18 protein-coding genes are annotated in these 20,018 nt (G+C 72.4%); 6 read left to right on the top strand and 12 right to left on the bottom strand.

Annotated features, from left to right (window positions below):
* Positions 1–10 precede the first annotated feature (10 nt).
* Together HNR02_RS36340 and HNR02_RS32255 are read right to left on the bottom strand one after the other, a co-directional pair.
* Positions 11–1,126, bottom strand: coding sequence for a zinc-binding dehydrogenase (locus HNR02_RS36340; protein WP_179777385.1), 1,116 nt, complete (start codon positions 1,124–1,126; stop codon positions 11–13).
* Positions 1,127–1,129: 3 nt separating this feature from the next.
* A complete protein-coding gene (locus HNR02_RS32255) occupies positions 1,130–1,657 on the bottom strand; it encodes a cupin domain-containing protein (RefSeq protein WP_179777384.1) in 528 nt (175 codons plus the stop codon).
* Between the two features lie 29 nt (positions 1,658–1,686).
* Between HNR02_RS32255 and HNR02_RS32250 the strand changes: the two genes are divergently transcribed.
* A complete protein-coding gene (locus HNR02_RS32250) occupies positions 1,687–2,655 on the top strand; it encodes a LysR family transcriptional regulator (RefSeq protein WP_179777383.1) in 969 nt (322 codons plus the stop codon).
* Here the strand turns inward: HNR02_RS32250 and HNR02_RS32245 are convergent.
* From HNR02_RS32245 to HNR02_RS32215, 7 genes are all read right to left on the bottom strand, one after another.
* A complete protein-coding gene (locus tag HNR02_RS32245) occupies positions 2,616–3,977 on the bottom strand; it encodes a tripartite tricarboxylate transporter permease (RefSeq protein ID WP_179777382.1) in 1,362 nt (453 codons plus the stop codon). The two genes, HNR02_RS32250 and HNR02_RS32245, sit on opposite strands and share 40 nt — an antisense overlap.
* Positions 3,974–4,381, bottom strand: a complete 408-nt coding sequence (locus HNR02_RS32240; protein ID WP_179777381.1) for a hypothetical protein — start codon at positions 4,379–4,381, stop codon at positions 3,974–3,976. Before HNR02_RS32240 ends, HNR02_RS32245 begins: the two co-directional genes overlap by 4 nt.
* A 52-nt stretch (positions 4,382–4,433) precedes the next feature.
* Positions 4,434–5,912 carry an aldehyde dehydrogenase family protein gene (locus HNR02_RS32235; protein ID WP_179777380.1) on the bottom strand — a complete coding sequence of 493 codons (1,479 nt, stop codon included), beginning with the start codon at positions 5,910–5,912 and terminating at the stop codon, positions 4,434–4,436.
* Entirely contained in the window at positions 5,899–7,053 is a 1,155-nt protein-coding gene (locus HNR02_RS32230) for a CaiB/BaiF CoA transferase family protein (protein ID WP_179777379.1), read from the bottom strand. Before HNR02_RS32230 ends, HNR02_RS32235 begins: the two co-directional genes overlap by 14 nt.
* Before the next feature lie 90 nt (positions 7,054–7,143).
* On the bottom strand, positions 7,144–8,577 hold the full coding sequence (locus tag HNR02_RS32225; RefSeq protein ID WP_179777378.1) for a short-chain fatty acid transporter: 1,434 nt from the start codon (positions 8,575–8,577) through the stop codon (positions 7,144–7,146).
* Between the two features lie 104 nt (positions 8,578–8,681).
* Positions 8,682–9,587, bottom strand: a complete 906-nt coding sequence (gene lhpI / locus HNR02_RS32220) for a bifunctional Delta(1)-pyrroline-2-carboxylate/Delta(1)-piperideine-2-carboxylate reductase (RefSeq protein ID WP_179777377.1) — start codon at positions 9,585–9,587, stop codon at positions 8,682–8,684.
* A gap of 10 nt (positions 9,588–9,597) precedes the next feature.
* Positions 9,598–12,822: a molybdopterin-dependent oxidoreductase gene (locus HNR02_RS32215; protein WP_179777376.1), complete on the bottom strand. Its 3,225-nt coding sequence runs from the start codon at positions 12,820–12,822 to the stop codon at positions 9,598–9,600.
* 84 nt (positions 12,823–12,906) lie between these two features.
* On the opposite strand from HNR02_RS32215, the gene HNR02_RS32210 reads away from it, so the two are divergent.
* The 5 genes from HNR02_RS32210 (at position 12,907) to HNR02_RS32190 (ending at position 16,732) form a co-directional block, all read left to right on the top strand.
* Positions 12,907–13,545: a GntR family transcriptional regulator gene (locus HNR02_RS32210; protein ID WP_179777375.1), complete on the top strand. Its 639-nt coding sequence runs from the start codon at positions 12,907–12,909 to the stop codon at positions 13,543–13,545.
* A gap of 173 nt (positions 13,546–13,718) precedes the next feature.
* A complete protein-coding gene (locus HNR02_RS32205) occupies positions 13,719–14,720 on the top strand; it encodes a TerC/Alx family metal homeostasis membrane protein (protein ID WP_179777374.1) in 1,002 nt (333 codons plus the stop codon).
* Between the two features lie 163 nt (positions 14,721–14,883).
* Positions 14,884–15,330 carry a MarR family winged helix-turn-helix transcriptional regulator gene (locus HNR02_RS32200; protein WP_312861251.1) on the top strand — a complete coding sequence of 149 codons (447 nt, stop codon included), beginning with the start codon at positions 14,884–14,886 and terminating at the stop codon, positions 15,328–15,330.
* Positions 15,327–16,526, top strand: a complete 1,200-nt coding sequence (locus tag HNR02_RS32195) for a cytochrome P450 (RefSeq protein WP_179777373.1) — start codon at positions 15,327–15,329, stop codon at positions 16,524–16,526. The genes HNR02_RS32200 and HNR02_RS32195 overlap by 4 nt, the downstream gene beginning before the upstream one ends.
* 11 nt (positions 16,527–16,537) lie before the next feature.
* Positions 16,538–16,732, top strand: coding sequence for a ferredoxin (locus HNR02_RS32190; RefSeq protein WP_179777372.1), 195 nt, complete (start codon positions 16,538–16,540; stop codon positions 16,730–16,732).
* A gap of 328 nt (positions 16,733–17,060) precedes the next feature.
* Here HNR02_RS32190 and HNR02_RS32185 read toward each other — a convergent pair whose 3' ends face one another.
* From HNR02_RS32185 to cseB, 3 genes are all read right to left on the bottom strand, one after another.
* Positions 17,061–17,987: a D-alanyl-D-alanine carboxypeptidase family protein gene (locus tag HNR02_RS32185; protein WP_179777371.1), complete on the bottom strand. Its 927-nt coding sequence runs from the start codon at positions 17,985–17,987 to the stop codon at positions 17,061–17,063.
* An 89-nt stretch (positions 17,988–18,076) separates the two neighbouring features.
* Positions 18,077–19,309, bottom strand: coding sequence for an ATP-binding protein (locus HNR02_RS32180; RefSeq protein ID WP_179777370.1), 1,233 nt, complete (start codon positions 19,307–19,309; stop codon positions 18,077–18,079).
* Positions 19,306–19,980 carry a two-component system response regulator CseB gene (gene cseB / locus HNR02_RS32175; RefSeq protein ID WP_179777369.1) on the bottom strand — a complete coding sequence of 225 codons (675 nt, stop codon included), beginning with the start codon at positions 19,978–19,980 and terminating at the stop codon, positions 19,306–19,308. Before cseB ends, HNR02_RS32180 begins: the two co-directional genes overlap by 4 nt.
* Between the last annotated feature and the right edge of the window lie 38 nt (positions 19,981–20,018).

Raw genomic sequence — 20,018 nt, 5'->3', positions numbered from 1 at the left:
GAGGCCGCCGTCAGCCCTGCCGGGGCCGGATCACCGGTTTGATCTCGTCCATCCGCCGCATCGCGCTCATCGCGTCGGCGAGGTGTTCCAGGCCGTAGGTGCTGCCCAGCAGCCTGTCCCACGCGAAACGGTCCCGGTAGCGGTCGAGGACACCCATCGCCGTGTGGTAGTCGCCGATTTCGCCGCTCATCGAGCCGCGCAGCGTGATGCCGCGTGAGACCAGCGTGGCCACGTGCACCGGCTGGGGCGGGCCGCCCAGGGTGCCCATCACCACGTACCGGCCGTTGCGCGCCATCATCCGGACGCCTTCGGTCACCACACCCGGCGCGCCGGCCAGTTCGAACGCGACGGACGCGCCCCGACCGGTGATACCCAGGACCTCGTCGACGCGGCCCGCCGGATCGGCGTCCGGGTCGACCGGCACCGTGTGCGTGGCGCCCCACTCGCGGGCCAGCTCCAGCCGGTCTTCGGGCCCGCCCACCACGACCAGCCGCCGCGGATCGTGCAGGGACAGCAACGCCGTGGCGAACAGCCCGAGCGGCCCGGCGCCCTGCACCACCACGGTGTCCTCCGGCCCGACCGGGCCCGCGACCGACAGCGCCCGCACGACGGTCCGCAGCGCGCAACTGCCCGCCGACGCCCACCCGGACTCCACGGTGTCCGGCACGCGGATCCGCCCCGCGTCCGGCCGCACCACGCCGTACTCCGCGAACGTGCCGGTGAAGTGCGGCGGCACCGAACAGTCGTTGAGGTAACCGATGTAGCGCCGCGCGCACAACACCGGCTGACGCTCCACAGTGCACTCGTGACACCGTCCGCACGGCGTGTGCGCCCACACGACACGGTCACCGACCCGCAGGTCCTGGCCGGCACTGTCGACGTCCGCGCCCGCGCCGATCTCCACGACGCGCCCGGTCATCTCGTGCCCGAGGATCAGCGGCGGGCTGATCGGCAGGACCCCGGCGAGGTGTCCCTGCCAGGCGTGCACGTCCGAACCGCACACGGTCGCGACGTCGATCTCCACCACCAGACCGCCGGGTTCGGCCACGGGCCGCGGGAACTCGCGGACCGTGAACTCGGCGCCGTAGTCCTCCATGACCGCGGCGCGGCCAGTCGTCGTGCTCATTCCTCAGCCCTCCCGTCGCGCCCCGACGAGCACGAACAGCATCTCGGCGGGTTCGGTGTTCCGATTGGTCCAGCTGTGCGCGGTGCCGTTCTGGACGACCGTGTCGCCCGCCCGCAGCACGTGTTCGCTGCCGTCGTCGAGGCCGAGCACGACCTCGCCGGACAACACGATCGCCAGGTCCGTCGTATCGGACCTGTGCATCCCCGGCTCGTCTTCGCGGTAGGTCTCCAGCAGCCCGGGGAACGCCTCCCGCGCGTGAGCCGACGCCTGCTCCGAAACCGGTTCCCCGGTACCGGCCGGTGGCAGCGTGAAGGACACGAAGCGGAACCCGCCCAGCGGCGGGAAGTGCCGCCGCCACGCCGGTTCCGTCCCGCCGTCCGGATAGGACTGCGGCTCGTCGGCGCCCCACAGGTAGCGCATCTCCACCCCCGGCAGACCCGGTGAGGTGCGCGGCTCCACCACCGAGTCACCGGCCACGGTGGACCGTCCGTCGTGGTCGTGGCCGGTGACGATACGCCGTCGGCTCGTCATGGGTGCACTCCTTTGTCTAAGGTGACCGCGTGGACATCGACGTGACGCTGCGCGATCTCCGGCTGGTGCTGGAGGTCGCGCGGCGCCGCAGTTTCACCGAGGCGGCCGAAGCCGTGCACATCTCGCAGAGCGCGCTGAGCAGGGCCGTCAACGACGCCGAGCGGCGGGTGGGTGCCCGCCTGTTCACGCGCACCACCCGGTCGGTGACCCCGACCCCGGTGGGCGAGGAGTTCGTCCGCACCGCGCGGGCGATCCTCGGTCACCACGAACGTGAGCTGCGCCGGTTCGCGCTGTTCCGCGACGGGCTCGGCGGCCGCGTGCGGGTCGCGGCGCTGCCGTCGGTGGCCGCGACCGTGCTGCCGGTCTGGGTGGCCGCCCTGCGGGAGAAGGCGCCCGGCGTCGTCGTCGACATCGACGACACGCTGGCACACCTGGCGATCGAGCAGGTCGTCGCCGGGCGCGTCGATTTCGCCGTCACCGTGGACGAGGGACTGCCCGACGGTGTCGAGTTCACGCCGCTGGCCGCCGACCGGTTCCAGGTCGTCCACCGGCCCGATCACTTCTTCCGCGGCCGCCGCAGCGTCGGATGGCGGGAGCTGGTAACCGAGCCGGTGGTGATGTTCGGGCACGCCAGCAGCATCCGGACACTGACCGACGACACGTTCGCCGCGCTGGGCGCGGCGCCGGACCGGATCGTGGAGGCGCAGAACATCGCGGTCATCGCCGGTCTCGTCGCGGCGGGGCTCGGCATCGCGGCCGTGCCGTCCCTGGTGCTCCCGCTGATGTCCTTCGCCGGGCTGGAGGCCGCCGAGCTGGTCGAACCGACGGTGGACCGCACCCTCGGACTGGTCTCGATGCCCGGCCGTCCGCTTTCGCCCGCCGCCGGTCACTTCGCCGACACCGTCCGGGCGCTGGCCTCCGACGTGGCGAGGTGGCCGCACGGCGTGCACGAGCCCCGTCATCCCAGCAACACCGGCACGGACAGCACCGAGACGTAGTAGGCCATGCACTGCACGCCGGCGTGCATCCCGACCGCGCGGTTGAGCGTGCCGCCGACCAGGCCGACGGTGAGCATGACGACCACGCCCCACAGCCCGCCCTCGTAGAGCGCGACGACGAGCACGAGCCCGGTGAACGCCGCGATCACCGCCTCGTGGCTGAGCCTGCGGGCCACCAGCAGCGCCGCCCGGCGGGCGTAGCGCATCGCCAGCGGGTAGGCGATCAGGCCGGCCAGCACCACGCCGAGCAGGCCGAACACCAGGAACTCGGGCGCGGTGAGCAGCGTGTGCAGGTTGTGGTCGACCGTGTAGACCGGTGGCGCGTTGAACAGCGGCGCCGCCGCGCCGGCCGCGATGGGACTCAGCGGCAGGCCGACCGCCACCAGCGGGATCAGCGTCTCGGCCAGATAGGTCGAATCGGTCACGCCGTTGCGCACCGACAGCACGCGCGTCAGTCGCTGGTAGCCCTGCCGGACGCGGGAACCGACGATCTCGCCGACCACGATCGCCATCGCCAGCGGGCTGACCACGAACGTCAGGCTCGTCGCCGTGGCGGCGGTGGCCACGGTCGTGACTTCCTTGCGGGTCAGCACCGACACCGGGTTCGGCATGCTCGCCCGCCGCGGTTCGCCCGTCTCGGGCGCGATCCAGAACGCCGGCCGTTTGTCACGCCGCAACGCGCGGCGGGTGACGGGAGAGCAGAGACCGACGACGTCGACGATCAGCGGCCCGATGGCGAGCCCGACGAAGAAGCTGATCGACAGGGTCTTCCCGGTCTGCTCGTGCACGAACGAGTTCAGCCCGGTGATCATCGCCGTCAGCGGCACCAGCGCCAGCACCGACGCCCAGCGCCCGCGCGAGAGGTAGGCGATCCCGATCGCGATGAGCGGGAACAGGTAGGGCACCACCTGTTTGACCGGTCCCGCGACCGAGGCGAGCGCGCTCGCCGCCAGCACCGACACCGGGACGGCGATCAGCGCGGACAGCAACGCGGCCGTGATCGCCTTGCGCAGCGCGATGTGGGGCACCCCGAGCCTGCGCAGTGCGTTCGCCTCGTCCATCAACGCGATCGCCATCGTGTCGCCCGGGATGCCGAGCAGCGTCGTCGGCACGGCGTGCGTCATGTGCTTGGCCGTCGCCCCGGCGATGAAGAACGTCAGCACCCCCGCCGGTGGCACGCCGAGCAGGACCACCGCCAGTGTCAGCGGCGCGAGCGTGGCCGTCTCGTCCGTGCCCGACACGAGCCCGAGGAGGGAGAACACGACCGCGCCCCCGAGACCGGCCAGCAGCGCGGCCAGCGCGGAGTCCAGCAGCGCGCTCATCCGGCCTTCTCCGCGTCCAGGAAGACCTCTTCCAGGCCGAGACGCCGCAGTTCGTCCCGTTCCCGCGCGCTGAGGTCGGCCAGCGTCCCGATGCCGTGGGCCTCGCCCAGTTCACGCAGCACCCGCCGCTGGTCCTCGGGGTCGACCCCGCGTTCGGTGACGATCCGCTGCGGTTTGAACAGTTTCGCCGCGATGCCGCCCGCGACGAGGCACGCGGCCAGGCCGACGACCATCGCGTAGGTGCGGGCCAGATCCTGGTTGTCCACTCCCGCGCCGAAAGCCGCGCGGGCGACGAGGAACGAGGGGACGGCGACGGCGATCCCGAGCAGCACCGCGATCTTCACGCTGCGCTCGTCGACGACGTCACCCCATACCTCGGCGAGCCGCTTCTCTTCCGGGGGCATGCTGTTTTCCTTCCCTCGCACGACAACGCTGGGTTCAAGGGGCGGTCCGGGGTCAGGCCGGGGCGATGTCGACGAACAGCGTGCGGGTGCGGGTGTACTCGCGCAGGGCCTCGGCGCCCTTTTCCCGGCCGTAGCCGCTGTCCCGGACGCCGCCGAAGGGCAGTTCGACGCCGCCGCCGGGCGCGTAGCCGTTCACGCTGGCCTGGCCCACGTGCAGCCGCCGGGCGGTGCGCAACGCGCGGTCCACGTCGCGGCACCACACGGCCGCGGTCAGCCCGTACCGGCTGTCGTGGGCGGCGGCGATCGCGGCTTCGTCGGACTCGACCGGGGTGACGGCCAGCACGGGGCCGAACACCTCCTCGGCGAACAGTTCGCTGTCCTGCCGCACCGCGTCGAACAGCACCGGCGCGACGAAGAAGCCGGGCAGGTCCCCGGCCTGCGCCTGGGCGGCGACGACGGCGCCGTCGCTACGCGCCCGCTCGATGAACCCGCGGACGCGGTCGGCCTGTGCCGCGGTCACCACGGGCCCGACCGTGGGGTCGGTGAGTCCCGGTCCGAGCGTCGCGGAGTTGAAGAACGCGGCCAGCCGCCCGACCAGTTCGGCGTGCAGCGACTCGTGGACGATCACCCTGGTCCCCGCGGTGCAGGTCTGTCCCGCGTGCAGCAGCAGGGCGCGGGCGATCACCGGCGCCGCGCGGTCCAGATCGGCGCCCTCCAGCACCAGATGGGCCGATTTGCCGCCGAGTTCGAGCAGGACCGGCCGCCCGCGGCGGGCGCAGGCACCGGCGACGGCGCGGCCGGTGGCGACCGAGCCGGTGAACGAGACGTGGTCCACCTCGGGGTTGCCGGTCAGCGCGTCGCCTGCTTCGGCTCCGCCGGGCAGCACGTTCAGCACCCCGGCCGGGAAACCGGCCTCGGCCGCCAGCGCCGCGTAGCGCAGGGCGACCAGCGGTGCCTCGTCGGCGGGCTTGACGACCGTGGCGTTCCCGGCCGCCAGCGCCGCGCCGACCGAACGGGCGGTGATCTGCGCCGGGTAGTTCCACGGGATCACGTGCCCGGTCACACCGTGCGGTTCGCGCTCGACGACGGCCAGCGCGGCGGACCCGAGCGGGATGGTGTCCCCGAGGAACCCCTCGACCACCGAGCCGTAGAACTCGAAGTAGCGGGCGGCGGCCGCGAGATCGGCCCGGCCCTGCGCGAGCGGTTTGCCGGTGTCGCGGGTCTCCAGCCGGGCCAGCGTGTCGGCGTCGCGGCGGACGAGCGCGCCCAGGCGCCGCAGCAGAGTGCCGCGCTCGCTCGGGGCGAGTGCCGACCACGGTTGCGCGGCGGCGCGCGCCACGGTCACGGCGTCGTCGATCTCGGCCGCGGTCGCGGTGCCCACGCGGGCCAGCGGCTCGCCGGTCGCCGGGTCCATCGTGTCCGTCCACTTCGCCGGTTCGCGCGTGGTACCGCCCACCGAGTGCGGGAAGTCCACTCCGATCGGCGTGCCGTGGTCGGTGAGGTAGGGGCGCAGGTCGTCATTGACTGGCATGGCTGTCCTCCGTGAGTTCGGCGAGGATTTCGTCGGTGTGCCCGCCCAGCGCCGGCGCCCGCCCGAGCCGGCGCGTTCCGTTGGCGGACAGGGGAGACCGGGCGAGCAGGAGGCCGTCATCCTCGGTGACCAGGCCGAGCGCGGCGGTCTGCGCGCTGCGGGCGGCCTCGCCGACCCCCAGCACCGGCGCGGCGAGGACACCGTGGTCGCGGAGCCTGCCGAGCGCGTCGGCGGAGTGCATCACCGCCAGGGCCCGGCCGAGGACGTCCTCGATCGCGTCCCGGCCGGCGACGCGCCCGGCGTTGCCCGCCCACTCCGGCCGCGACAGTTCCGCTTGCAGGTCAAGGGCTTTCGTGAGCCGGGTGAACATGGCGTCGTTGGTCGCCCCGACCACGAGGTGCCCGTCCCGCGTCGAAAAGGCCCGGTAGGGGACGATCGACGGATGCGCGCTGCCCCAGGCACGCGGCGCTCCGCCACCGGCGGACTCGGAGGCGATGAGGGTGCCCATCGCGCTCACGGCGGTGGCGTAGAGCGACACCTCGACGTGCCGTCCACGCCCGGTGCGCGACCGTTCGACGAGAGCGGCCAGCAGACCGTTCACCGCGGACAGCCCCGTTGCGATGTCGATCATCGCCACCCCGAAGCGGACCGGTTCCCCGCCGGGCAGACCGGTGATGCTCATCAGCCCGGACTCCGCCTCGACGACGACCTCCGTACCGGCGTGCCCGGCCATCGGGCCGTTCGAACCGAACCCGCTGATCGACGCGTAGACCACGTGCGGGGCGAGCTCGGCGACCCGCCGCGGCCCGATCCCGAGCCGGTCGGCCACGCCCGGCCGGAAGTTCTCCACCACCACGTCGCTGCGCCGGATCAGCTCCTCGGCGGTCTCCCGCGTGCCGGGATCGGCCAGGTCCAGGACCATGCTGCGCTTGCCCTGGTTGACCGCGTGGAAGTAGGCGCTGGACTCGTCGACGAACGGCGGGCCCCAGGCGCGGGTTTCGTCACCGGTGCCGGGCATCTCCACCTTCACGACATCCGCGCCCAGCTCCGCCAGCTGCATCGTGGCGTAGGGACCGGACAGCACTCTCGTGAAGTCGAGAACCCGGATTCCGGCGAGCGGTCGGAAAGCGGACCCGGTCACGCGGTGCTCCTCTCGGGTGGCAGTGGCTATGGCGACCCTAGGAGGACGGACTGATGGACCGCACGCCTGGATTTGCATCCATTGATGCGCTCAGTGCATGACCGGTGGGTGGTAGGGCAACGTGGGCGAGAGCACCGTGAGGAGTCCGAGCACCACCGGCAGCAGCGCGAACAGGTACAGCACCGTGTAGCCGACGATGTCGCGGGCCTTGAGGGAGAGCACACCCAGCAGCGGCAGCATCCAGAACGGGTTGATCAGGTTGGGCAGGGCCTCGGCGGCGTTGTAGATCTGGACGGTCCAGCCGAGGTTGACGTGCTGGTCGTTGGCCGCCTGCATGACGTAGGGCGCCTCGATGACCCATTTGCCGCCGCCGGAGGGGATGAGGAAGCCCAGCACCACCGAATAGGCGCCGATCAGCAGCGGGAACGTCGCCGCGTTGCCCGCGCCGGTGAACAACGACGCCAGGTGGTGCGAGATCGAGGTGCCGGAGCCGTCCGTCGCCTTCGTCATGACCGCCGCGATGCCCGCGTAGAACGGGAACTGGATGAGCACGCCGCCGGTCGCGGGCACGGCCTTCGTCACCGCGGCCAGGAAGCGGCGCGGGCGCCAGTGCAGCAGCAGGCCGAGGGTGAGGAAGAGCAGGTTGTAGGTGTTGAGGCCGGAGATGGCGACGATCGGGTCCTGCGCGGCGAACTCCTGGATCGCCCAGCCGCCGACCAGCGCGACGACGACGATCGTGAGCAGCGGGCTGTACTCCAGCCATTCGCCGGGACGCGAACGCGGGGCGTCGTCCTCGACCGGGTCCCGCGGATCGATGCCGAGGTCGGCCGCGGTGCGGGCGCTGTCCGCGCGCGGCGCGGAGAGGAACGCCACGGTCACGCAGACCACCACCACGACCGCGGCCAGCAGTAGCGACTGCCACGCGAAAATGGTCTCCCGGAACGGGATCACGCCGGTGACCGGCAGCAGTGAGTCCGGAATGGACGACGGATTGGCCTGTAGCTGCGCCGCGGACGAACTGAGGCCGAGCGCCCAGCTGCCGCCGAGCCCGAGGTAGGCGGCGGCCGAGGCGGCCCGGTAGTCGACGCGCAGGTTCTCCCGCTCGGCAAGGCGCCGCACCAGGAGCGCGCTGAAAATGAGGCTGAACCCCCAGTTCAGCAGCGCCGAGAGCAGGCTGACCGTGGCGACCATCGCGACCGCGCCGCGTGGGGTGCGCGGAATCCGGGCCAGCGCGACGATCGCCCGCCGGACGGGCCTGGCGGTCGCGACGACGTACCCGCCGATCGCGACCATCGCCATCTGCATGGTGAACGGGATGAGGTCCCAGAACCCGTCGCCGAACGTCTGGCTCACCGTGGCGGGCGAGGCGCCACCGGCCATCGCGGCGATCGCCACGACGGCCAGCACGAGCAGCGCGAAGACGAGCGTGTTGGGGAACCACTTCTCCGACCAGGCCGCGGTCCGGGTGGCGACGCGGGCCAGACCGCTCTGCCGTGGCTCGACGGTGACCAGGGGATCGGGCATGGGGGAACTCCCGGGGTGCTGGACCGCGCGCACCGCGCGGTGGGGACGGTGGTGGGTGGTGCTGGTTTCCGGGCGTTGCCGTCCGTGAACGGTGGCCGGTGGGGTCAGGCGGCGGCGCGGCGGTAGGCGAGTTCGGCGGCCGCCAGGTCCGCCACGGCCGTGCCGACGGCCTTGAACACGGTGATCTGCGTGTCGTCCCGCCTGCCCGGGGCTTCGCCACGGCAGAGCTGGGGGAGGGTGGCCGCCACGGCGGCGGGGTCGAAACCCGCGAGATCACCGGATTCGGTCAGGGCGATCTCGCTGTCGACGAACACCGTGCCGCGGCTCAGGCACTCCGCGTCGGCCTCGCGCATGTCCGGGCGGAAGCTGCCGACCAGGTCCAGGTGCGTGCCGGGGCGCAGCAGGCCGCCGCGGATGACCGGGCTCGTCGCCAGCGTCGCGCAGGTGATCACGTCGGCCTCGGGCACCGCGGCGTCCAGGTCGCCGACCACGCTCGCGTCCAATCCGGACGCTCGCAACCGGTCCACCAGCTCCGACGCCGCGGGCCGTGAACGGTTGTGCACCAGCACGGTTTCGATTCCGAGCACCGCGGCGTGCGCCTGCGCCGCCAGGCTGCCGATGTGCCCGGCGCCGACCACCAGCAGCACCCGGCTGTCCGGCCGCGCGAGGTAGGACGACGCGAGTGCCGACGTGGCGACCGTGCGGCGGCGGGTCAGCTCGTCGCCGTCGATCACCGCGAGGTGCTCGCCCGTCTCCGCGCTGGCCAGCACGTACGCCGACGACAACGCCGGCAGCCCCCGCGCGCGGTTCGCCGGGAAGACGTTCACCAGCTTCACCCCGAGCAGATCCCCCTGCCAGGAGGGCATCAGCAACAGCGTCGCTTCCTCCCCGACGCTGTGGTGATGCCGTGGCGGTGCGGTCGCCCCGCGCGCCAGCCCTTCGCGCAGCGCGGGGATGAGCGCGCCGAACTCCAGGGCGCGGGCGGTGTCGTCGGCGGAAACGGTGAGCACGGATTTCCCTTCACGCGTCGAGCACGACGTCGGACGCCGGCACGGACTGGCAGGTCAGGCAGTGGTTCTCGGGCAGGTCGTCGGCCGGGGTGACGAGGTGGGCGACGGACCCGGCGAGCACGGCCGTCGCGCAGCTTTCGCACTGTCCCAGGCGGCATCCGCTGGGCAGGGACAGCCCTTCGCGTTCGGCGAGCTGCAGCAACGTGCCGTCCGCCTTGCGCCACCGGGCCTCCCGGCCGGAGCGGGCGAACCGCACCGTCGCCGTTGCGTCGTCCGCGATGGTCACCGGCGCGGCGGCGGCCCGGAAGCGTTCGGCGAAGATGTCGAACCGCGGCACGCCCCGCGCGACCAGCCCGGCGATCACCTCGTCCAGCATCCCCGGCGGGCCGCACAGGTAGAACCGCGCCCGCCGCCGGATCAGGTCATCGTCCACATCCTCCGCCGTGATGCGGCCGCGCACGTCGAACACGTCGCCCGGATCCGGCCTGCTGTAGTGGTCGATCACCCGCAGGTTCATCGCCGCGAGCCGGTCCCGGAACGCGTGCGAGCGGCCGTTGCGGTTCCCGTAGTGCAGCACGGTTTCCGTCGCCGGAGCGAGCCCGAGGAACGGGGTGATCCCGATCCCGGCCGCCAGCAGCACGATCGGCCGCTCATGCCCGGCCGGGATCGCGAACACCCCGGACGGCGGCGTGACCAGCACCCGTTCACCCGGCCGGAACCGCTCGTGTACCACTCCCGAAAACCGTCCACCCGGGACACGCCGCACCGCGATCCCGTAGGTGGCGACGTCGGTTCCGGTGAGCGAGTAGCTGCGCGCCAGACCGGGGTCGTCCGCCAGCGCGACCGTGATGTGCTGTCCGGGCCGGAACTCCGGCAGCGGCGCGCCGTCGACGGGCCGCACCCGGATGGCCAGCACCTCCGCGGTCTCCGGCTCCGCGCTGTCCACGACGAACTCCCGCGCACCGGTCCAGGTCGGCTCCGGCACGATGTCGCAGGTGGACGAGCGCAGGGCGAAGGAACCGCTGACCGGGTCACGGCGCTCGTCCCCGATGAGCAGGTTGTAGTTGGTGCCGCCCTCGGCGAGCGGATCGGAGCCGGGCAGGGCGAGGTCGTCGGCCGGTTGCCACCAGCCGTATTCGGCGACCACGACGTCGCGGTGCAGGGCCGGGTCGATCCGGGCCTTCATCCGCACCGACGCGGCCGCGGTGGTGATCCGGACCCACTGCCCGTCGGTGATCCCGCGCTCCGCGGCCAGCTCGGCGCTGACCTCCACGAGCGGTTCGGGAAAGCGCTTGCGCAAGGAGGAGATCCCGTGGTGCTGGCTGTGGCAGAAGTACCCGTTCTTCGCGCAGGTGAGCACCAGGGGGAACCGGTCGTCGTACACGGGCTCCTGCGCCACCGGCACGGGCGGGTAGCCGTGCTCGGCGAGCCGTTCCGAGTACAGCTCGACCCGTCCGGTCGGGGTGTCGAAGCCGGTGTCGCGGTACTTGCGGTGTCGCACCGGCAACGGGAGGTCGATCCCGCCCGGCCGTTCTCGCAACTCGGCGGCGGTGATGCCGAGGGGGGCGAGCTGGTGGTTCCAGCCGTCTTCGATCCGTCCGCCGAAGAAGTCCAGCCCGAGCCGCGTGCCCAGGTCGAAGACGAACTCGGTGTCCGAACGCGACTGTCCCGCCGGGTCGGCCATCTTCGGCCGGAGCTGCACCCGTGCCTGCGCGGCGGCGGTGATCTCGAACCCGGCCTTGACCGCCTCGCGCTCCCACGGCGTGTTCACCGGCAGCAGCAGATCCGCGAACCGGGCGGTCGGGTTCTCGAACAGGTCGAGGTGCACGGCGAACTCCAGCTCACGCAGCGCGGCCGCGGTCCGGCGCGGGTCCGGCTGGGACAGCAGGAGGTTGCCGCCGAAGGACACCAGCGCCCGCACCCGGTAGGGCCGGCCGGTCAGGACCGCCTGGCAGAAGTCGCGCGCGTTGGCCCACCCCTGCGCGGGCGGGCCGAGCGGGAAGTCGTCCAGGCCGAGCGCCTTGGCCCGTTGCCCGGGCGCGAGCTGCGCGGCGACCGGGTTGACCGGCTGCTTGGGCAGCACGACGTTGCCACCGGGCGTGTCGAAGCTGCCAGTGAGCGCGTAGAGCGTGGCGATCGCCCGCTCGGTCTGGGTGGCGTCCACGTGCTGGCCGACTCCCGACCACGCCGCGTACGACACGGACTCCGCCGAGGCCAGATCGTCCACGAAGGCGCCGATCGCCGAGGAGGCCACTGTGGTCACCGCGGCGGTCCGGTCGAGTGGCCAGGCCGCGCAAGCGTTTGCGTAGTGCTCGAACGCCGGTACGCAGTCGACCGGTCCGTCCACGGTGGTCACTCGCCGCGCGCCGCGCAGGGCGGGGCGCGCGGTGGCGCCGTAGGGCAGCGGACCGTCGTCCCACACGACGAACCCCGACAGCCGCGGGTCGAGTTCGGCCGCCCGCAGGAACCGGCCGGTGTCGCGGCGGACCAGCATCGGCCCGTTCGTCCACGACCGCACGAACGCCTCGTCGTGGACACGCCGTTGGAGCAGTTGGTGGGCGACACCGAGAGCGAGAGCCGCGTCGGTGCCGGGACGCACGCGCAGCCAGTGGTCGGCCCGGAGTGCGCTGGTCGAGCGGCGCGGATCGATCACGGCGAGCTTCGCGCCGCTCCCGGCGAGCGCGGCCGACTGCGCGAGCCAGGACTTCGCCGGATTGTGTCCCCACAGGACGGCCAGCCCGGTGTTCGCGTAGTCCGGCGCGGGCAGGCCGCATCCGAAGGTGAACGCGTGTGCGAAGTCCTTGTGCCAGTTGCAGATCTCGGTCGAGTACAGCGTGTTCGGACTGCCGAACAGGCGGATGAACCGTTCGACCCAGTCGATCGAGTCCGACATCGGGGTGCCACTGGGGGAGGTCACCGAGAACGCGACCGCCTCGGCGCCGCTTTCCGAGCGGATCGTGCCCAAGCGCTCGGCGATCTCGGTCATCGCCTCGTCCCAGCTGATCTCGCGCCAGCGCGGGTCCGGATCGGAGCGGGGCGTGGTGCGGCGCAGGGGCGTGGTGAGGCGCGCGGGGGAGTGCACCAGCTCCGGGGCGGCGCGGCCCTTCGGGCACATCGCGGCGCCGGTCGGATGGTCCGGATCGGGCCGGACGTCACGCAGCATCCCGTCCTCGACCGTGTAGGTGGCGCCGCAGCGGGACCGGCACAGCGTGCAGTAGCCCCGTACCTCCGCCATAGTTACTCTCCAGTAGTCGGTTACCGCTTACCGGCTTCGGGATAAGATGCGGGACGACGGGCGGCGATGTCAAGGAGGAGCCGGATGGAGGTCCGGGTCACGAACCTGCGTGACCAGGTACTCGAGGTCGTGCGGCAGGCGATGGTGTCGGGCGAGATCCGGCCCGGCGACATCTACTCCGCGGCGGCGCTCGCGGCCCGGCTCGGGGTCTCGACGAGCCCGGTGCGCGAGGCGATGCTGACCCTGGTCAACCAGGGCCTGATGGAGCCGGTGCGCAACCGCGGGTTCCGGGTCGTCGCGATGAGCGAGCAGGACCTGGACGAAATCTACGAGCTGCGGCAGTTGCTGGAGGTCCCGGCGACGCTGTCCGCCGCGGCGAAGGCGTCCCCGGCGGACCTGGAGCGCCTGTCCGGCCTGGCGCGCGAGATCGAAGCGGCCGCCGCCGCGGGTGACGTCCCCCGCTTCCTCGACGCCGACCGCCGGTTCCACCTGGACCTGCTGTCCCTGGGAGGGAACCGGCGGCTGGTGGCGAACATCGCGACGCTGCGTGACCAGACGCGCCTGTACGGCCTGGAAAAGCTCGCCGAAGCGGGCCGCCTGACCGGTGCGGCGGACGAACACCGCGTCCTGCTGGAGGCGATCGCGGCGCGGGATCCGTCCCGTGTGGAGGACCTGATGCGGGCCCACCTCGAGCACACCCGCGCCGACTGGGCCGCGGGCTGACCCGATCGGGTCCTTTACATCTGCCCGTTATGCCCGATAATCGAGGGTGAGGGGAGTACTTCCCGAAGGACCTGACCGGTCAGTACGGACATCCCTGAATGTCCTCGGCAGGTCGCCCGCTCCCGCGGGTGAAGGAGACCTCGGAGCGTGACCCGTGTCCGAGGAGGCCCCGAATGCCCTTGTCCGCCGCCGGTTCCGACGTGTCCGGCTCGGTCGGCTCACCGTTGCTGTGGACGATCAGCATCGCCGTGCTGATCGGACTGCTGGTCGCCGACTTCCTGGTCACCCGCCGCCCGCACGAGGTGTCGATGCGCGAGGCGATCGGCTGGTCGGTGTTCTACCTCGCGCTGCCGTTCGTGTTCGCGGGCTGGATGTGGCTGGCCTTCGGCGGCGGTCAGGCGCTGGAGTTCGCCACCGGGTTCGTGGTGGAGAAATCGCTGTCCGTCGACAACCTGTTCGTGTTCATGCTGCTGCTGGCCGCGTTCGCGGTGCCGGTGGAGGTCCAGCAACGGGTCCTGCTGTACGGCATCGTCGGCGCGCTGGTGCTGCGCGGCGTGTTCATCGCGGCCGGCGCGGCCCTGCTGCAGGCGGGCACGTGGGCGTTCCTGGTGTTCGGCGCGATCCTGTTCGCCTCCGCGGTCAAGATCCTGCACGAGGCGGTCACCGGGCACGGCATGGAACGGGACGTGTCCCAGATGCGCTCGGTCCGTCTCCTGCGCAGGCTGATGCCGGTCACCGACGACTACCGCGGCACCCGGCTGGTGGTCACCGACCGGGGGCGCCGCGCGCTGACCCCGCTGACCGTCGTGGTGGTGGCGGTCTTCGCGACCGACGTGGTGTTCGCGGTCGACTCGGTGCCCGCGGTGTACGGCATCACCGAAGACCCCTACCTCGTCTTCGCCACGAACGCCTTCGCCCTCCTCGGCCTTCGCGCGCTGTACTTCGTGCTGCACGCGGTGCTGGCCAAGCTGGTGCACCTCAACCACGGCCTGGCGATCATCCTCGCGTTCATCGGCCTCAAGCTCGTACTGCACTGGGCGCACGGCGTCTGGCCCGCCGTGCCCGAGATCCCGACCCCGGTGTCGCTGCTGGTGATCGTGCTCGTCCTCGCGACGGTCACCGTCACCAGCCTGCGCTCGCGCCGGCGGGCCGAGCGGGAGGAGGTGCGTGGGTGATGGGCGCGTTCCTGGTCGACCTCGGCCTGACCGTGCTGCTGGTGCTCGCCACGGTGATCAGCGTCGCGGTGCTGCTCACCTGCCGCCCGCCCCGGAATCCGCACCACTGAACACGGACATTCCTCGTTGAGGATTTACATAGGCACGTGATACAAGTGGAGGAGTGACCGACAAGGACGACGTCGCCGAAGCGCTCGACGAGATGGCGGGCCTGGTGGTGCGTCACTTGAGTGAGCGCGGCGGCCTGTCGGCCACGGCCCTGTCCTGCCTGTCCCGTCTGGACCGGGACGGGACGGTCCGGCTGACGGCGCTCGCCGCGGCCGAGGGGGTCAGCCAGCCTTCGGTCAGCCAGCTGGCCCAGCGCCTCGAACGTCAGGACCTCCTCCGCCGCGTCGCCGATCCCACCGACGGGCGGGCCTCGCTGGTGGAGATCACCGGCGCCGGGCGCGCGCTGCTGGCCGAGCGCCGCCGGATCCGGCACGACCGCCTGGCCGGTCTGCTCGACACCCTGCCACCCGAGGACGAGGACACGCTGCGCGAAGCGCTGCGCCGGGCCCTGCCCGTGGTCCGGCGGCTCGCCGAGGCCGGCACCGAAAGGGGATTCCGATGACGTCCACAGCGGACTACCCGCAGCCCCGAGCGACGGGCTGCCCCTTCGATCCGCCGCCCGGTGCTCGCGGGATCGGGGCACCGGTCACCCGGGTGCGGTCGTGGGACGGCAGCACACCTTGGCTCGTCACCCGGTACGAGGACCAGCGCGCGGCGCTCGCCGACCCGCGGGTGAGCGCCGACTCGACGTTGCCGGGCTACCCGAGCACCAGTCCCGGCATCGCGGCCCGCCGGTCGCGGGCACGGACGTTCATCGCCATGGACGATCCCGAGCACGCGCGCCTGCGCCGCATGGTGACCGCGCCGTTCGCCGTCAAGCGAGTCGAAGCGCTCCGCCCGGCCGTGCAGCGGATCGTGGACGACCTGATCGACGGGATGCTCGCCGGACCGAAGCCCGTCGATCTGGTAACCGCTTTCGCGCTCCCGGTGCCGTCGCTGGTCATCTGCGCGCTGCTCGGCGTGCCGTACGAGGACCACGAGTTCTTCCAGGAGAACAGCCGGGTCCTCGTCCACCGCGACACCACGCCGGAGGAGGGCGTCGCCGCGCAGGAGCGGCTGATCGGCTACCTCGACGGGCTCGTGCAGCGCAAGCTCGCCGACCCCGCCGACGACCTGCTGTCCGAACTGGCGACCCGCCGCGTCGCGACCGGTGAGCTGACCCGGCGCGAGGCGGCGGTGCTCGGCCAGCTCATGCTGGTCGCCGGACACGAGACCACGGCGAACATGATCGCGCTGGGCACGCTGGCCCTGCTCGAACACCCGGACCAGCTGGCGCTCCTGCGCGAGACCGAAGACCCGAAGCTCGTCGCCGGTGCCGTCGAAGAACTGTTGCGTTACCTCACGATCGTCCACCTGGGACGACGGCGCGTCGCGCTGGAGGACATCGAGATCGGCGGGCGGACCATCCGCGCCGGGGAGGGACTGATCCTCGCCAACGATCTCGGCAACCGCGACGGGACCCAGTTCGCCGACCCCGACCGGCTCGACGTGCGCCGCGACGCCCGCAGGCACATCGCCTTCGGGTTCGGCGTGCACCAGTGCCTCGGGCAGCCGCTGGCGCGGGTCGAACTGCAGGTCGTCTACGGCACGCTGTACCGCAGGATTCCCGCGCTCCGGCTCGCCACCGGCCTCGATAGGGTGCGGTTCAAGCACGACGGCGCGGTCTACGGGGTCTACGAACTGCCCGTCACCTGGTGAAGGAGGAAGTCATGAAGGTGATCGTCGACCAGGATGCCTGCGTCGGGTCCGGACAGTGCGTCCTGGCCGCCCCGGAGGTCTTCGACCAGCGCGACGAGGACGGCATCGTGGTGCTGCTGGAGGAGAACCCGCCGTCCGGTCAGGCCGACGACGTCCGCCAGGCCGCCGCGGTCTGTCCCGCGCTGGCCATCCGCGTCGAGGAGTAGGGCCGCTCACCAGGAAAGGCGCGTCAGAGGTTCGGGCGCGCTTCGTCTCCGCGTAGCGTTCCAGGATCGCGGGGCGGGCCAGGCGCACCTCGGGCGGGAGTGGTCCAGGACGGCGTCCGACCAGGGTGCGGGGTGCGGGTCGGTGAGCAGGCCGGGCACCAGTTCCGGTACCCACGTCGACCGGTTCACCCGCGGCCAGGCGCGTCATCGCCGACGCGGTCAGCACCGGCTCGCTCGCTTCCACACCGGCGGAACCAACGATTCCCGCCGCCGCGCACGCACCAACGCGGACGCGCGTGCAGCGAACCTCGCCCGTTGGGGCAGCCGCTCAGTCCGTCCCCGACCGCCGGTCCAGCGACTGTTGCAGGCCCGCGATGAACGGCTTGCTGACCTCCAGTGCCGTCGCCAGCCCGGCGGCCGGTGCCTCGCCCGTGTTCTGTCCCAGCACCACACCCAGGATCAAGCCCGGCACACGCGGACTCGACGCCTCGGCCGCCCACATCAGCGCGCCCCCGGCCGCCGTGCTCGATCCGGTTTTCACCCCGACCACGCCACTGTGGCCCAGCAGCGTGTTGGTGTTGGCGTAGCGGCCCGCAACCCCGCGCACCGCGACGCTGGGCTGCGCGACGATGTCCCGGAACACCTCGTCCCGCATGACCTCCCGCAGCAGCCGCAGCTGGTCCTCCGCCGTGCTGGTCGTCGAGTCCTCCAGCCCGCTCGCGCCGGTGTAGGTGGTGCGGGTCATGCCGAGTCCGGCCGCCGCCGCGTTCATCTTCGCCACGAACGCCTGCTCGCTGCCCGCGTTCCACCGGGCCAGCAGCCGGGCGACGTTGTTGCCCGAGGGCACCAGCATCAGCGCCAGCAGGTCCCGTTCGGACACCTCGGCGCCCGCCCGCAGCCACACGGTCGACTCGTCGCGCCGGGATGCCTCGTCCTCCGCCTGCTGGTCGATGAGGATGTCCGGCCCGTCCGCTTCGCGCGTCAGCGGATGGTCGCGCAGCACGACGTAGGCCGTCATCACCTTGGTGACGCTCGCGATCGGCACCGGCGTCCGCTCACCCGAGACGCCGAGGCTGCCCGCGTCCTCCACCCCGGCCGCCGCCTGCCCCTCCGCGGGCCACGGCACACCGTCGCGCACCAGGAAGTCCGTGAGCGGCCGGTCCTCCGCCTGCAACGCAACGACGGAACCCCCGAGCGCCAGCGTGGACACCGCCAGCGCCGCTCCGGTGAGCCAGAATTTCCCCTTGACGAACAAGACAACCTCCCTCAGCCGATGCGCCCACAGTGGACGCGGGAGGTGTCGGAACCCGCGGTGCCGCGCATCAGACGGCCCGCGGTCGTGTATCAGTCCGGTATCACCGGGAAGCGCACCGTCGCGAGCGCCCCGCCGCCGGGCGCGGCGCCGAGGGCCAGCGCCGCGCCGATCACCCGCGCCTGGCCCTGCGCGATCGTCAGTCCCAGGCCGTGCCCGCGGCCGCGTTCGGCGGTGCCGGTGCGGAACCGCTGCGGTCCTTCGGCGAGCAGCGCGGCGGGGAAACCGGGTCCGTGGTCGCGCACGTTCACCACCGTCCCGGCGACCGTGACCTCCACCGGGGCGGCGCCGTGCCGGACGGCGTTGGTCACCAGGTTCGCGATGATCCGATCGGCCCGGCGCGGATCGGTCCGCACCACCTGCGCCGCCGCGACCTCGACGCGCACCTCCAGGCCGGTGCGCGCGACCGCGCGGTCCACCAGCTCGCCGAGCGGGACCTCGGTCAGCTGTGCCTGTTCGGCACCGGCGTCGAGGCGGGAGATCTCCAGCAGGTCCTCCACGAGCAGGCGCAGCACCCGCACGCGGTCGCGGACCAGATCGGTCGCCTCGCTCTCCGGCAGCAGTTCGGCCGCGGTGACCAGGCCGGTCAGCGGGGTGCGCAGCTCGTGCGCGACGTCGGCGGTGAACCGCTGCTCGCTGACCAGGCGGTGCTGCAGCGTGGCGGCCATCGTGTCGACCGCCGCCCCGATGTCGGCGACCTCGTCCCCGCCGCGCTCGTGGATGCGGGCGTCCAGGTCGCCACCCGCGATCGAGCGTGCGGTGTCGGCGACCCGCCGCAGCCTGCGGTTCACCAGCTCGCTGAGCAGGGCGGTGACCACGATCACCCCGGCGGTCGTCACGAGCGCGGTCTTGGCGACGAACCGGTCCTGCGCCGCGACGTTGCGGAGATCGGTGCCCATGTCGACCTTGACGGCGAAGACGTTCCCGGCCACCTCCCGCGCGGCCCACATCCAGATGGCCTCGGGCTTGCTCCTGTCGTACCAGGTGACGATGTCGCCGCCCGCGGCGTCCAGTTGCCGCCACAGCTCGCCCGGCACGGTGTCTTCCGCGCTCTCGCTGACGCGGCCGGTCGCGAGGTAGGTGTCGGTGACGGCCTGCAGCCCGGCCACTGCCCGTGTGCGGCCCGAGGACCCGGCCCGCGCGAGCGCGCTCTCGTGCACCAGGGCCCCGAGCACGAGCGCCACGACGATCGCGGCGGCCGCGGCCAGCCCGGCGGTCCGCCACCGCAGCGACCGCCAGTTCAGCAGGATCCGCCAGGCCCTCACGGGCGCATCTTGTAGCCGAAGCCGCGGACGGTCTCGATCCGCTCCGGCCCGATCTTGCGGCGCAACCGCTGCACCGCGAGGTCGACGACGCGGCTGTCACCGTCCCAGCCGTAGTCCCACACCTTGCGCAGCAGCGTCGCCCGGTCCAGCACCAGGCCCGCGTTCGTGGCGAATTCGAGCAGCAGCCGCAGTTCCGTCGGGGTGAGCGCGACCGGTGCGCCGCCGACGGTCACTTCGAGCGCGCCGGTGTCGATCACGACCTCGCCCACGGTGAGGACGTCGGCGGCGCTGGGCGCCTGGTACCCGGCCCGGCGCAGCACCGAGCGGATCCGGGCGACCAGCACCGCGGTGTCGACCGGTTTGACCACGTAGTCGTCGGCACCGGCCTCCAGACCGGACACCACGTCCAGCGAGTCGCCGCGGGCCGACATCATCAGGATCGGCGTCGTGCTGGTCTCGCGCAGGCGGCGGCACAGGCCGATGCCGTCGAGTCCGGGCAGCATCACGTCGAGCAGCACCAGCTCCGGCTCGTCACGCCGGAAAGCCTCCAAGCCCGCGAGCCCGTCGGCGGCGGTGGTGACCGCGTAGCCGTAGCGGGACAGGGCCAGCGTGAGCGTCCTGCGGATGACTTCGTCGTCCTCGACGAGCAGAACCGAGACCGGAGCAGACATCCCCGCCAAGCTACCGCATCGCCGACCGCCCATTTCGG

The sequence above is a fragment of the Amycolatopsis endophytica genome (assembly GCF_013410405.1).
Taxonomy (GTDB): domain Bacteria; phylum Actinomycetota; class Actinomycetes; order Mycobacteriales; family Pseudonocardiaceae; genus Amycolatopsis_E; species Amycolatopsis_E endophytica.
Note: the sequence above shows the minus strand (reverse complement) of the source record. Positions and strands in the feature narration are given on the sequence as shown.